Source organism: Streptomyces sp. SAI-127, from assembly GCF_029894425.1.
In the GTDB taxonomy this organism is placed as follows: Bacteria; Actinomycetota; Actinomycetes; order Streptomycetales; family Streptomycetaceae; genus Streptomyces.
Genome location: NZ_JARXYJ010000001.1, coordinates 2,834,978 through 2,848,209 on the forward strand (window position 1 = coordinate 2,834,978; position 13,232 = coordinate 2,848,209).

A 13,232-nucleotide genomic window follows, 5' to 3' on the forward strand; every position below is an offset into this window, starting at 1 on the left:
GACGAGAACTGGGGCACGGAGGGCAGATCACTCTGCGGCGACATCATCAATCTCCTTCCCTGAGCAGCACAGGAACTCAGCGGAACTCGGCCAGCCGTGGCCGCAGCCCGAGCGCGGTCAGCAGCATCGCGGCGAGCAGCAGACCGGCCGCCCACGGCAGCAGACCGCTCACCGCCGACCGGCCCGTCCGCACGGACGCCGCGAAGTGGGCCTGGTTGATGTCCGTCACCTTGTCCAGCGCGGTCATCCAGGCCCCGAAGTGCGCGTTGGACGTGCCGGGCTCCCAGCCCATGCAGAACTCCACGGCCTCCTGTTCCTTCCCGGCCGCCACCAGCGCCCGGATCTTCCGATCGTCGCGCTGGTAGACGGCGTACGTCTCCACCGTCTTCTCGGCCGCCGCCCGCTCCCCGTTGAAGGTGATGTTGTCCAGCTCGCGCCGGAACTCGCCGGTGAAGCGCAGGTCGTGGTGGTCGGACTCGTACGCATTCCAGGTGGTGGCGAGCCCGGCGTCGTACGTGGCGAGGGTCGCGCCCTGGATGCCGTACAGCTTCTGCGACTTGGCCAGGAATGCGCCCGCGTACTGGTCTCGGCGCTGGGGGTCGAGAAGGTAGCGGCTCTCATCGGCGTTGGCGTCGTAGGCGACGGCCCGGGCACGGGAGAGCGCGACGACGGAGTCGAAGGCGTCGCGGCGGGCGCCCCGCAGTTGGCCGGAGGTGGAGATCAGCATCTGCGCACCGAGGATCACCGCGAGCAGGGCGCAGACAGTGGCGGCCAGGACAGCGGGGTTGAGGATCCGCCGGAAGCGGCGGGCCAGGTACCACTGCAGGATGCCGAGCGCGGTGAGCAGCAGGACCCCGAGTGCGACGACTGCTATGAGCCGGCCGGAGAGCGTCGAGCGGGCGGCGGTGTACCGCGTCTCGAAGGAGCCGTCGTTGGACGACACCAGCACGCGTGAGGCGGGCAGGAGCCTGTTCTGCAGGAGGTCCGTAGCCCGGCGGTATTCATCGACCGCGGACGCCTTGCCGCCGCTGCGGTCGTCGCTCTCCAGCGCGCGGCCTATGAGTTCCTGGTACTCGGCGAAGTCGTCGGTGAGGGACTCGACCGTCTTCTCGTCGGCCCGGTTCCCCTGCGCCGCGACGGCCAGCGTCCGCAGGTCATGACCGATACCGCGCCGCGCGTCGCCGTAGAAGCCGACCGACTTCTCGTACGGCGTCTTCAGGCGCCCTTTCCCTGCGTCCCCGTTGGACAGCAGGATGTTGGCGGCCTGCGCGTCCATGTCGTTGAGGGCGAGGTTGAGGTCGGCTGCGCTGGTGGTGCGGGGTGCGTCACGGTCGGCCACGCCGTCCCAGGTGCCGTTCGCTGCGAGCCCGGCGACGAGAAGCAGCACGGCCAGGGCGGCGGTGAGCACAGCCGTGGCCGCGCGCAGGAGACGCAGCCGCGCGGGCACCGTGGCCCAGAAGTGGCGGCTCAGCAGGGCCCGCGCGGCCACGGCCTGCTGTCTCGGGTTCGGCCGCGGCCCCGGACCGGGATCACCCGGCCGCGATCCGCTTCCTGGCCGTGGTCCGGGGCCGCCCGGCGGCCCGACCACCTTTCGCGGTGGCTGTGCGACACCCTCTTGCGGTGTCCGCGCTGTGCCGGCCGTGATCGTCACGGTCCCTCCCAGGTCCAGCCACGGACGGTCACCCGTCCTCAGTCGCCGATCAGTCTGCGACCGGATCCGGCCACCAGCGGCAGGCCTTGATGCCTCCCTGACGGTTCCTCAGGGTTGTTTGACGGGGCGTTGACGGCACTCAGGCGAGAGCCATGTGAGTGCCGCACATTCCTTGCCGGACCGGTCAGTTACGACGTCGACCACGACCGGTGCTCCACGTGGCGCCAACACAGTGCGAGAACCACCACGTGCTGACCTCAGCCGGCGGGACTAGGGCGCACCGGCACGTGACGACAGCGTCGGATCAGGATCCTTACCGGACCCGGTCGAAGAGCCATGTCGGCGAGGTCGACGCCTGTAAACCTGAGAGGTCGTTTTCACCCGTTGTTTCATCCCGGTATGCGTAGTTGGTCCGGTGATGTCGGGTCGCGCCAGGAGATGGTGTTCTCGCCGGTGAGGCGGCGGGCCATGAGGTCGGTCATGGCGAGGTAGATCATGGCTTCGGAGCGGACAGGGAGGGTCTCGTAGTCTCGCGCCAGGCGGCGGTGCAGCATCAGCCAGCCGTAGGTCCGCTCGACCGTCCACCGCTTCGGGATCGGGGTGCAGCCACTGGCCCCGGGGGTACGTTGGACGATTTCCATGTCGATGCCGAGGGTGGCGGCGTGCTCGACGAAATGCCTGGGATAGCCGCCGTCGACCCAGACCTTGCGGATCGAGGCGTGAGTGGTGGCGACGCGGTCGATCAGTTGGGTGCCGGCCACGGAGTCCTGGACACTGGCCGCGGTGACCAGCACCGCGAGGAGGAGGCCGAGGGTGTCGGTCACGATGCTGCGCTTGCGTCCGACGATCTTCTTGCCCGCGTCTGTGCCGTGGCTCGTGGCGGGGATGCTGGTGGCGGTTTTCACGCTCTGTGCGTCGATGACGCAGGCGGACGGTTCGGCGTTCCGTCCCTCTCGCTGTCGCACCAACTCTCGCAGCAGGCCATTGAGTTGGGCAAAGATGCCGTCCGCCTGCCAATTGGCGAAGTAGCCGTAGACCGTGTTCGCCAGGGCCGGCCGCGGAGTTCGAAGCGCCACGCGGACAGGACCGGTTCAATCAACTCCCACCGGGCATCGGACAGATCACTCGGATCCTGACGGCGGCCTCGACGCAGTCACCAGCGCCACAGGCAGCACGGTGCTCCAGCTGACCGACATCCACGGTGACGTCACGGTCCAACTCCCCCTGGACACGTCCGTAGCGCCGACCGCACAGTCCTACGACGAGTACGGCAACCCGGAGGACAGCACAGCCGCCACCCGCTACGGCTGGCTCGGTGGCAAGGAGCGCTCCAGCGACACCCTCACCGGCGCCACCCTGATGGGCGTGCGTCTCTACGACCCGACGACGGGGCGGTTCCTGCAGACGGATCCGGTGCCGGGAGGGTCGGCGAACGCGTACGACTACGGCGACGCCGAGCCGCTCGACCACTACGACCTCGACGGACGCTGGTGGGGTCACCGCTCCTTCTGGAACGCGGTGTCCTTCTTCAGCTACCGCTCCTGGATCGACGCGGGCGGTGCGGGGCTTCACGGGCACTACCGCAAAGCGTGGCACTACGCGTCCGGTGGTACCGGCTCAGTCACGGCCGGGTACTTCCACGGCAGCTTCTGCAACCGGTTCTGCCGGTACGGGGCACGCCATGCCCGGCGCAGCGGCTGGCACCTCTTCGGGAGGGGCGTCGCCCGGACGTTGGGCTGGGAGGTAAGCCTGGTCGCGACCGGTCTGGACTACTGGCACACGAGGGGCCCGGTCACCAGCTACCGGCGGACCTACTACGCCCCCGGATACCGGTACGGCTCCTACCACCGCTATATCTGAACCGACGGTTCACAGGTGCCTCAGCGACCGCTTCGGTCGCGGAGGCACCCCCCGCCGCCGAGACATGAACAGACACGGAGACACGTATGGCCATTCCCCCCGACTCGGTGCGCGGGCTCATCCTCTTCGCACGCCCTACCAACCCCTGGTCCCTGCTCTCTGCCCGACTCGCCGTCTGGGCCGCCTTGTCGGTGCTGTCGGTCCTCACCCCCGTCTACAACGCCGACGCCCCCCTCTGGATCTGGCCCTTCGCTCTGGTCGCCTCCCTCCTTATGGCCGGTCAGACGATCGGCGCGATGAGAAGCAAGAGCCAGGACGGCACCGGGTGAGTGTCGCCGAAGACGGTTATGCGCATGCGGTCACCTCTACCGGAAAGGGCCAGGGGCAGGGGTGAGTCGCTATGTTCGGATTATGTTCGATACAGGTCTGCCGCGCGGCGACATCTCCTGCGCCAACCCTTGCGCCAACTCCTGCGGCAACTCCTGCGGCATCTCCTGCGACTTCTCTTGCGCGAGCCTCGCCGACGCCGCCGCGTTCGTGCAGGTCACCCCCACCGTACGGGCGTGGTCGGGCCGGGCCGCGGGCGAGGGGATCGGGCGCCGCTGGTGTTGCTCGCGCGACGGCGGGGCCGCGGGCGTCGCCCGCCGGGGCCTGCGGCCGGAGCTCGAGGGCCGGGGTCTGTCGGCTTGCAGGCCGCCACGTCTCGGCAGAGCGGTACGGCAGCCACCAGCGGGAACCGGTGCGGAGACAGTGGGCATGGTCAGCCACGGCGCGATGATCCGGACCTGGGTCGCAGCCCGAGCGGCCAACGTCGATGTGGCGTACGCGTCCAGCCACCCACTGGGCAACACCGGCATCGTCGTCCTCTCCGGCTCACCCGACCAGGGCTGGCAGGCCCTCCTGTGGGAGGAACACCCTTTCGGCCCGGAAGGGACCTTCCCCGAGGACAGTGGCCCGGCCGGCGCGGCCGCTCCTACTCGCTGAAGGGCCGCCCTCGGCGACGACAGCATCGAAACGGCCCAGGGCCTCCACGCCGTTCTCGCCGCCGGGCAATACCTGTTTCCAATCCGGGCCGGAGCGACGATGCAAGGTTTCCTGAATTCAGCAATCCATGTACTGTCGTTGGCGTGCTGACTCTCGCTGCTGACGTCGAGATGCTGGCGCGGTTCGGCCGCGCCCTCGCCGACCCGATTCGCTGCCGGATCCTCCTTGCCCTGCGCGAGGCCCCGGCCCATCCCGCGGACCTCGCCGACGCCCTGGAGGTCTCCAGGACCCGGTTGTCGAATCATCTGGCGTGCCTGCGCGACTGCGGCCTGGTTGTCGCGGTGCCGGTGGGCCGCCGCACCCGCTATGAGCTCGCCGATGAACGACTCGGGCACGCGCTGGACGACCTGCGCACCGCCGTGGTGGCGGTCGAGGCCGACAAGATGTGTACGGACGCGGATGAGAAGGGCTGCTGCTGAGATGACTGCCGAGATGTCCATCGGCTTAGGCCCGGTCCGCTGCCCGCCGGGACGCTCTGGCCCGCCGGATACGTCTGCTGGTCGCGGCGACCATCACCTACAACGTCATCGAAGCGGTCGTCGCGATCACTGCCGGGACGCTCGCCTCCTCCACCGCGCTGATCGGCTTCGGCCTGGACTCGGTCATCGAGGTCTCCTCCGCGGCCGCCGTGGCCTGGCAGTTCTCCCCCCGCGAGCACGCGGTGCGTGAGGCGCGGGAGAAGCGCACGCTGCAGATCATCGCGGTGTCGTTCTTCGCGCTCGCTGCGTATGTCGGTATCGACGCCGCTCGCGCGCTGGCCGGCACCGGCGGGGCCGAACGTTCCATCCCCGGCATCGTCATCGCCGCGCTGTCGCTCGCGGTGATGCCGTTTCTGTCGGCTGCTCAGCGCAAGGCAGGCCGCGAGCTCGGCTCCGCCAGTGCGGTCGCCGACTCCAAACAGACCCTGCTGTGCACGTACCTGTCCGCCGTTCTCCTGGTCGGCCTGGTCCTGAACGCCACGCTCGGCTGGTCCTGGGCCGACCCGATCGCCGCCCTGGTCATCGCCGCCATCGCGGTCAAGGAGGGCCGCGATGCCTGGCAGGGCAAGGGCTGCTGCACGACACCGGCCGCCGCCGTGACGGTGTCGTCATCGGACGCCGAAACCGATGCCTGCGGCTGCCGTCCTGGATGCGACTGCTGCAGCTGACCAGCCTGGCCACGTCGTTCAGGCAGCTTGCGTGAGCGGGGGCGGAGTGACGGCAGGCGGGCCAGGCTCTTCCCGCCCTGGGTGAGCCGACGAGTCATCAGCGTGATGGCAGCCCACGTGATCAAGGTCTCCGAGTGTTGAACAAGGCGCTCGTAGTCGCGGGCGTGTCGGCGCGCGTGCATCATCCAGGCCAGGCTGCGTTCGACCCGTCAGGTCGTCCATCGCGATTCCCCCTCAGCTCCGGTACTGCGTACCGAGTACCGCGGTATCACCGAGTATCGGAGGGGTCGCAGCATCCCGGGTGGGCGCGGACCTGGCACCGATCCGCCAGGACCCAGGCTCCGCAGCGGCGACCACCTCACCTCACCGGCCCGGCTCTGTAGTAGGCGGGGGCTGCACGACCACGAGGGTCGGCGTACGAGATGACGCTGGGTGCCTGCCGCTGATCCCCTGACCGCCCCCCCCAAATGGCCCAACCCGTTCCCATGCGCCCGAAATATCCACACCTTGATGTGCCGTAGACGCTTCCGTGGTCCGTCTTAACGCAAGCTTGACGCCGTCGCATGCCCCATCCGTGGGCCCCTGCGTCACGCTCTGCATACGCTGGTGCCGCCGTCCGCGTGATGGCCGGAACCCGACGCCGAGCCGCACATCAGGAGACCCCGCCGATGGCCATCACCGAACACCCGCCGCCGAGCCGTCTGCGGACGTGGATGCTCGAGGGTCTGTCCGACATGGGCAAGCAGGGCGGCCACACGGGACCGCACGCCCAGCCGGAGCCCCCGCACAAGGGCCAGCGCTGGTGGCGCGTGATGTGTCTGACCGGTGTGGACTATTTCTCCACCCTCGGCTACCAGCCGGGCATCGCGGCCCTGGCGGCCGGTCTCCTGTCGCCGGTCGCGACCATCGTGCTCGTCATAGTCACCCTGGCCGGCGCTCTGCCGGTCTACCGGCGGGTGGCCGAGGAGAGCCCGCACGGCGAGGGCTCGATCGCGATGCTGGAACGGCTGCTGACCTTCTGGAAGGGCAAGCTGTTCGTCCTGACCCTGCTGGGCTTCGCCGCCACCGACTTCCTGATCACCATCACGCTCTCGGCGGCGGACGCCTCGACCCACCTGGTCGAGAACCCGCATCTGACCAGCACCCTGCACGACAAGCAGATGCTGATCACCCTGATCCTGGTCTCCCTGCTCGGCGCGGTGTTCCTCAAGGGCTTCCTGGAGGCCATCGGCGTCGCGGTCGCCCTGGTGGCCGTCTACCTCGCGCTGAACGTCGTGGTGGTCATCGTCGGCGTGTGGCACGTCGCCACCGCCGGCCACGTGATCACCGACTGGTCCAGCGCGCTGACCGCCGAGCACGGCAACGTCTTCGCCATGGTCGGCGTGGCGCTCCTGGTCTTCCCCAAGCTCGCGCTCGGCCTGTCCGGCTTCGAGACCGGCGTCGCGGTCATGCCGCACGTGCAGGGCGACGAAGGCGACACGGAGGAGGACCCCCGGGGCCGTATCCGCGACACGAAGAAACTGCTGACGGCCGCCGCTCTCATCATGAGCGTCTTCCTGATCGCCACCAGCTTCATCACGACACTGCTGATCCCGGAGAAGGAGTTCGAGTCCGGCGGCCAGGCCAACGGCCGCGCCCTCGCCTACCTGGCCCATGAATACCTGGGCGGCACCTTCGGCACGGTCTACGACGTCTCGACGATCGCGATCCTGTGGTTCGCGGGCGCCTCGGCGATGGCCGGCCTGCTGAACCTGATGCCGCGCTATCTGCCCCGCTACGGCATGGCCCCGCACTGGGCACGGGCGGTCCGCCCGATGGTCATCGTGTTCACGCTCGTCGGCTTCCTCGTCACGTGGATCTTCGACGCGGACGTGGACGCGCAGGGTGGGGCGTACGCCACCGGCGTCCTGGTCCTGATGTCCTCCGCCGCGATCGCCGTGACCATCGCCGCCCGCCGCGCCCAGCAGCGGGGCTGGACCATCGGCTTCGCCGTCGTCTCGGCGGTCCTGCTCTACGTCACCGTCGCGAACGTCGTCGAACGACCCGACGGCGTCAAGATCGGCGCCTGCTTCATCGCCGGCATCATCCTCATCTCCCTGCTCTCCCGCCTGGCCCGCGCCTTCGAACTCCGCGTCACCAGCGTCACGCTGGACGACATGGCGGAACGATTCGTCCGGGACATGGCCAGCCGCAAGATGCGCTTCATCGCCAACGAGCCCGACCAGCGCGACAAGGCCGAGTACCGCGACAAGATCGAGCAGATCCGGGCCGACAACGACATGCCGGAGCAGGAGGACTTCGTCTTCGTCGAGGTGACGGTGACGGACCCCTCCGAGTTCGAGGCGAGCCTGACCGTACGCGGCGAGGTCCTCCACAACCGCTACCGCGTCCTGACCCTGGAGTCCTCCTCCGTCCCCAACGCCCTCGCCGCGCTGCTCCTCCACGTCCGCGACTCAACGAGCTGCACCCCGCACATGTACTTCGAGTGGACCGAGGGCAACCCCTTCGCCAACTTCCTGCGCTTCTTCCTCTTCGGACAGGGCGAGGTCGCCCCGGTCACCCGAGAGGTCCTGCGTGAGGCGGAACCGGACCGCGCCCGGCGTCCCCGGGTCCACACCGGCTGAATCCGACGCCGCCGTCAGGGCCCCGTCAGGATTCACCCGTACGGCGTCAGGACCCCGTCAGGGACAGCCGCCAGGACCCATACAGCCGCATAGCGTCAGCTGTATGACAGGGATCGACCGGCGGGTCCTGGCCAGCGACCGCCACTGGGGCAGCAGCGCTCGACTGGCGGTGGCCTGCGCCCTGGTGTTCTGCACCCTCTCCCTGCTCGTGGACGGGGATGCCGGCACCCTGACGCTCCTCCGAGCTCTGCTGTGGCTGACCTTGTCCGCCACCGTCTTCGCCGTCCTGCTCCCGCCCCAGGTGACGGCGGGCCCCGGATGGCTGGAGGTACGCACACCCTGGCGCAGGCACATCGTGCGTACCGACGCGCTGGTGGCCGTACGGCAGTACAGCGGCGTGTCAGCGCACCTGGTCCTGCGCGACACCCACGGCGGGCGCCTGGAACTCGACCCCCGCGTCCTCGCCGCCAACCCCCTGATCTGGCACGAGCTCGACACCGGCGTCCACCGCTCCGTCGACCGCGGCACGCTCCTCCAGGGCACGGACGTCCTGGGACAGCTCGGTCACCGGATCGACGACGAGACCGCGCGAGCGGTTCTGAGGGCCTCCGGACTCTCCTGATCAGAAGACTGAGATGACAGAAATAATTGTCACTCCGAGCATGCTGCGTGCCCATAGCGTGCCCTTAAGACTGGTCAACCACGGTCAACAGCGGTGATGTTGGCGGCCTGCGCGTCCATGTCGTTGAGGGCGCGGTCAAGGTCGGCGGCGCTGGTGGTGCGGGGTGCGTCCCTGTCGGCCACACTGTCCCAGGCGCCGTTCGCGGCGAACCCGGCAACGAGCAGCAGCGCGGCCAGAGCGGCGGTGAGCGAGACCGTGGCCGCGCGCAGGAGGCGCAGCCGTGCGGGCACGGTGGCCCAGAAGCGGCGGCCCAGAGCGGCCCGCGCGGCCACGGCCCCCGATGCCGATCAGTGTGCGACCGGTTCCGGACATCGATGGCCGACGTTGACGCTCTCCTGATGGTTTCTCAGGTCGGTTTGACGGGACCTGACGGCGTCCGCACGTCGCCGGCTCGGCAGTAGAGTGAAAAAGTGACCTCTCTGCCGGAAAACTCGCCGTCACTGTTCAGTGAAGACGACCGCGACGCGGCCGTGCTGCGCCTGCAGGAGGCGTACGCCGAAGGGCACATCCCCCACGAGGAGCTGGACGAACGCCTCCACCAGGTGCTCACCGCCAGGACAGACAGCGAACTCGTGTCGGCGCTGGCCTCGCTCCCGGCGGAGAATGCTGGCACCACGTCCACAATCGCTACGATCGCCGCCGCCGGCGGACGGATCAAGCGCGGCGGCGCATGGCGGGTACCTCGGATCGTCAAGGTCGAGTCCGCGTACGGAAGGGTGCGCCTGGACCTGTCCCGGGCGGTCTTCGAGCATCCTGTGGTCGACATCGAGCTGCAGCTCGGCACCGGCGGGGCAAAGATCACGGTGCCTCGCGACGCGGTCGTCGAGTACGAGGATCTGCACACCGGGTGGAAGGACACGCACTACAAACCCCCGCGGCGCCCGCGCTCCGGGGGGCCGAGGATCCGGATCTTCGGCACCATGGGGTACGGACGGCTGAAGATCCGCCACGTGCGGCGTTGAGGCCGCTGCGGTCACTACCCATGGCAGGCCCCCGTGCGGCCCACCCCTCACCGGCACCACCAGAACAGCCACTCCTTGCTGTGCCACAGGTGTTCGCGCGGCCGCCTTAACGCAACCCTGACGCCAACGTGTGATGCATATGTTGATGTCGCCGTCCGCGTGATGGCCGTCACCGAACACCCACCGTCGAGCCGTCTGCTGACGTGGATGCTTCAGGGCTTGTCCGACATGGGCAGGAGGGGCGGCCACACGGGCCCGCACGCGGAACCCGAGCCCCCGCACCGGGCTGGTACCGGGTGAAGTGCCTGACCGGTGTCGACTACTTCTCCACCCTCGGCTACCAGCCGGGGATCGCCGCCCCTGCGGCCGGCCTGCTCTCCCCGATCGCGACCATCGTGCTCGTCATAGTCACCCCCTGGTCGGCGCTCTGCCGGTCTACCGGCGGGTGGCCGAGGAGAGCCCGCACGGCGAGGGCTCGATCGCGATGCTGGAACGGCTGCTGACCTCCTGGAAGGGCAAGCTGTTCGTCCTGACCCTGCTGGGCTTCGCCGCCACCGACTTCCTGATCACCATCACGCTCTCGGCGGCGGACGCCTCGACCCACCTGGTCGAGAACCCGCATCTGACCAGCACCCTGCACGACAAGCAGATGCTGATCACCCTGACCCTCGTGGCGCTTCTCGGCGCGGTGTTCCTCAAGGGCTTCCTGGAGGCCATCGGCGTCGCCGTCGTCCTGGTGGGCGCCCACCTCACGCTGAACATCGGGTGCAACGGCTCACGCGGTCGGGTGCGGGTTGCGGGCCATGAAGTCCTCAGCCACCTTCAGCAGCGAATCGTCCGCCGTGAACAAGGAGATGTGGTCACCGTGCGGTTCCACCCGGAGCTGCCCGCGCGGCAGACCGACGACGACGCGTCGTGAGCCCTCCGGGTGGGCGATGTCGTCGTCCCGGCTGGTGACGACGAGGGTGGGCGGCTCGACCTTGGCGAGGTACGGCTCCACCGGGGCACCGGTGATGCCGAGGTTGAGCCGGCAGTAGCGGTAGAGCAGTTCCGGACTGGCGTACGGATACAGCACCAGGTGCGCCACGTCGGCGGGCGTGCTGGTGAGGACCGCCTGACAGAAGGCCGAGTGCACGGCCTGCGCGGCGGACCGGCTGCGGGCCGCCGCGGTCATCAGCTCGATCAGCCCCTGCTGGTGCGATGTCTTCGGGTAGTCCTCGGCGAACCCGTAGGCGCCGTGCCACAGGCTGAGCGAGCGGACTCTCGACGGCTGTCCGGCCGCGGCGACCAGCGCGATCGCCGCCCCTCCGCACAGCCCGATCACGTGTGCGTCGGGCAGGCCGTGATGGTCCATCACCGCGAACAGGTCGGCCGCCTGGGCGTGGATGTCGGTGGCGTGCTCGCCGCTGAGCCCTGCGGCGCCGAACAGCCCGCGGCTCTCCCAGGTGAGGACTCTGCGGTCACACGCGAAGAAGCGCACCCAGTTCTCCGCGAGGGCCGCCGGCATACCGCACGCGGGGACCAGGACCACGGTCTCTTCACCCTCGCCCGCCGTGTACACGTTCAGCGGCACGCCGTCCGGCGACAGGACGGTCTCCCTGCGGGTGTACCCCTCGAAGGTGTTCGCCAGGGCGTCGGCGACCACCCGGTCCACCTCACCGAGTCGGTCCACCGGCACCACGCCGACGGAGTCCAGCACGTCTGCCAGCGCCAGCCGTTCGCTCACCACGCGTTCGAAGACCTGCAGGTCGTCGAAGCCCTCCGCGCCGGACAGCACGAGCCCGTCGACTCCGGCCCGGCGGGCCACCCGGTCCAGCAGCGCGCGCAGTGCTCGCCACTGACCGGGAGACCGGCCACCGGGGGACGCGTCCGCGGTGCGGGCGACCGGAACCACCCGCACCGGGGCGGCGATCCCCTCGAGGAGCGGTTTCACCGACTGCACGGCCGTGGCCAGGCGGGCCACCGCCGACCTCGTTTCCGGTCCCAGCATGCGTTTCGCCTCCTTCGGGCCTACGCCGTCACCGCTTGGGGAACTCGTGTCCCTTGGTGGTGCGCGTGACCCGTCGGTTGTGCTGGTAGGTGTCGGTGCCCGCGACCAGGACCGTGCCGTACTCGCTGAGGCTCACCCGGCCGCCGTACTCGTCGACTTCGTCGGTGTCCGGGTACACCGCCACGGAAGTCGGCACGTACCGGCCGGCGAAGCCGAGCCGCATCTCCTTCTCCGGTGCGGAATGCGGTTTGGAGGCGTGCATCATCGTGGACCAGAACATCACCGCTTCACCGGGACGCATCACCATGGAGACGGCCTGCTCCTGCGGAGGGCGCCAGTCAGGATCCTTCTGCAACTGCCGGTAGTCGTAGCCGTAGAACCCGCGGGGAACACCCTCCTTGTGCTGCCTGTTGATCGCGTCCGGCTGGTAGTGCATCTCCTTCGACTCGTCGTAGTACATGGTCCGTTGCGTGCCGGGGATGAACTGCAGGCAGCCGGTGTCCTCGGAGGCCTCGGTGAACGCTGTCCACACGGTGATGGTGCCACCGAAGTCCTTCTCCGACTCCGGCCACACGATCTGCGGCTTGCCCGAGGCGAAGGCGAAGGTGTCCGCCTGGTGCCAGTCGGTGCCCTCGTCACCGGGGTACTTCGGGAAGAACTCCGAGCGCCAGCACAGTACGTTCGGTCCCAGCACCGCGGTCACCCGGTCGACGATCTCCGGCCGGCATATGTGGTCGGCCAGGAAGGCGGAGTCGAGGTGCCGGTCGTAGTTCGCGATGTTGGTGTTCCCGGCCTGGGCGTCGCCCTCGTCGTAGACGGCGCCGCTGCGGTCCATCAGCCGCAGCCGCTCGCGGCGCCACAGCCGCCGCATCTCCTCCTCCTCGTACACCTTGAACGGGCCCAGGTAGCCCAGCTCGTGGAACCTGGCGACCTCTTCGGGGGTCGGTGTGAACGTCTGCTGCACCGTGTGCGTCATCGTGAAGGCCCTTCTGCGTCAGTGGTCTGTGCCGGCGGTCTGGGTGTCGACGAGCGCGGACAACGTGTCGATGCTGGCTTCCTCCAGTGCGGCGACGTCGAGCGTGATGTCGTACTTCTCGTTGAGCTGGGCGACGATCCGTATGAAGGCCAGCGACGTGACGCCCTGGTCGAAGAGGTCGACGACGGGGTCTATGCCGCCCCCCTCCAGCACCGTGCTGACGATCTCCGTCACCGAGCGGCGGATCGCGGTCGCGGACACATCCGGCGACACGGTCATGATGTGGGCTCCTCTCC

At 69.0% G+C, this 13,232-nt stretch carries 11 protein-coding genes and 5 pseudogenes; 9 read left to right on the forward strand and 7 right to left on the reverse strand.

Annotated elements, in window-relative coordinates:
* Positions 1 to 76: 76 nt before the first annotated feature.
* Positions 77 to 1,489: a hypothetical protein gene (locus M2157_RS12980; RefSeq protein WP_280865325.1), complete on the reverse strand. Its 1,413-nt coding sequence runs from the start codon at positions 1,487 to 1,489 to the stop codon at positions 77 to 79.
* Between the two features lie 551 nt (positions 1,490 to 2,040).
* Positions 2,041 to 2,804: pseudogene (locus M2157_RS12985) on the reverse strand (IS5 family transposase).
* Between M2157_RS12985 and M2157_RS12990 the strand changes: the two are divergent.
* From M2157_RS12990 to M2157_RS13010, 5 genes and pseudogenes are all read left to right on the forward strand, one after another.
* Positions 2,789 to 3,139, forward strand: a pseudogene (locus M2157_RS12990) (RHS repeat-associated core domain-containing protein); the annotation flags it as partial. The pseudogenes M2157_RS12985 and M2157_RS12990 sit on opposite strands and share 16 nt — an antisense overlap.
* Before the next feature lie 458 nt (positions 3,140 to 3,597).
* Positions 3,598 to 3,840, forward strand: a complete 243-nt coding sequence (locus M2157_RS12995; protein ID WP_280865326.1) for a hypothetical protein — start codon at positions 3,598 to 3,600, stop codon at positions 3,838 to 3,840.
* 82 nt (positions 3,841 to 3,922) lie between these two features.
* Positions 3,923 to 4,495, forward strand: coding sequence for a hypothetical protein (locus M2157_RS13000; RefSeq protein WP_280865327.1), 573 nt, complete (start codon positions 3,923 to 3,925; stop codon positions 4,493 to 4,495).
* Positions 4,496 to 4,638: 143 nt separating this feature from the next.
* Positions 4,639 to 4,974: a metalloregulator ArsR/SmtB family transcription factor gene (locus M2157_RS13005; protein WP_280861975.1), complete on the forward strand. Its 336-nt coding sequence runs from the start codon at positions 4,639 to 4,641 to the stop codon at positions 4,972 to 4,974.
* 1 nt (position 4,975) lies between these two features.
* A pseudogene (locus M2157_RS13010) lies at positions 4,976 to 5,702 on the forward strand (cation transporter).
* A gap of 65 nt (positions 5,703 to 5,767) precedes the next feature.
* On the opposite strand, the pseudogene M2157_RS13015 reads toward M2157_RS13010, so the two are convergent.
* Positions 5,768 to 5,908 (reverse strand): annotated as a pseudogene (locus M2157_RS13015) (IS5/IS1182 family transposase); the annotation flags it as partial.
* Positions 5,909 to 6,370: 462 nt separating this feature from the next.
* On the opposite strand from M2157_RS13015, the gene M2157_RS13020 reads away from it, so the two are divergent.
* Both M2157_RS13020 and M2157_RS13025 read left to right on the forward strand, forming a co-directional pair.
* Positions 6,371 to 8,326, forward strand: coding sequence for an amino acid transporter (locus tag M2157_RS13020; protein ID WP_280865328.1), 1,956 nt, complete (start codon positions 6,371 to 6,373; stop codon positions 8,324 to 8,326).
* A gap of 103 nt (positions 8,327 to 8,429) precedes the next feature.
* Positions 8,430 to 8,948, forward strand: coding sequence for a hypothetical protein (locus tag M2157_RS13025; protein WP_280865329.1), 519 nt, complete (start codon positions 8,430 to 8,432; stop codon positions 8,946 to 8,948).
* Positions 8,949 to 9,022: 74 nt separating this feature from the next.
* Here the strand turns inward: M2157_RS13025 and M2157_RS13030 are convergent, their stop codons facing one another.
* Positions 9,023 to 9,280, reverse strand: coding sequence for a hypothetical protein (locus M2157_RS13030; protein ID WP_280865330.1), 258 nt, complete (start codon positions 9,278 to 9,280; stop codon positions 9,023 to 9,025).
* A 138-nt stretch (positions 9,281 to 9,418) separates the two neighbouring features.
* Here M2157_RS13030 and M2157_RS13035 point away from each other — a divergent pair, with 138 nt between their 5' ends.
* Together M2157_RS13035 and M2157_RS13040 are read left to right on the forward strand one after the other, a co-directional pair.
* A complete protein-coding gene (locus M2157_RS13035) occupies positions 9,419 to 9,970 on the forward strand; it encodes a DUF1707 domain-containing protein (RefSeq protein WP_280861980.1) in 552 nt (183 codons plus the stop codon).
* A 162-nt stretch (positions 9,971 to 10,132) separates the two neighbouring features.
* Positions 10,133 to 10,730, forward strand: a pseudogene (locus tag M2157_RS13040) (amino acid transporter); the annotation flags it as partial.
* A 15-nt stretch (positions 10,731 to 10,745) separates the two neighbouring features.
* Here the strand turns inward: M2157_RS13040 and M2157_RS13045 are convergent.
* From M2157_RS13045 to M2157_RS13055, 3 genes are read right to left on the reverse strand one after another with little or no spacing between them, the layout of a single operon-like run.
* Complete coding sequence (locus M2157_RS13045) at positions 10,746 to 11,960, reverse strand: alpha/beta hydrolase (protein ID WP_280865331.1); 1,215 nt, start codon at positions 11,958 to 11,960, stop codon at positions 10,746 to 10,748.
* A 28-nt stretch (positions 11,961 to 11,988) separates the two neighbouring features.
* The gene (locus M2157_RS13050) at positions 11,989 to 12,936 is read right to left on the reverse strand and encodes a chlorinating enzyme (protein WP_280861982.1); all 948 of its coding nucleotides are present in this window, start codon (positions 12,934 to 12,936) and stop codon (positions 11,989 to 11,991) included.
* A gap of 18 nt (positions 12,937 to 12,954) precedes the next feature.
* Positions 12,955 to 13,215: an acyl carrier protein gene (locus tag M2157_RS13055; RefSeq protein WP_280861983.1), complete on the reverse strand. Its 261-nt coding sequence runs from the start codon at positions 13,213 to 13,215 to the stop codon at positions 12,955 to 12,957.
* Positions 13,216 to 13,232 lie beyond the last annotated feature (17 nt).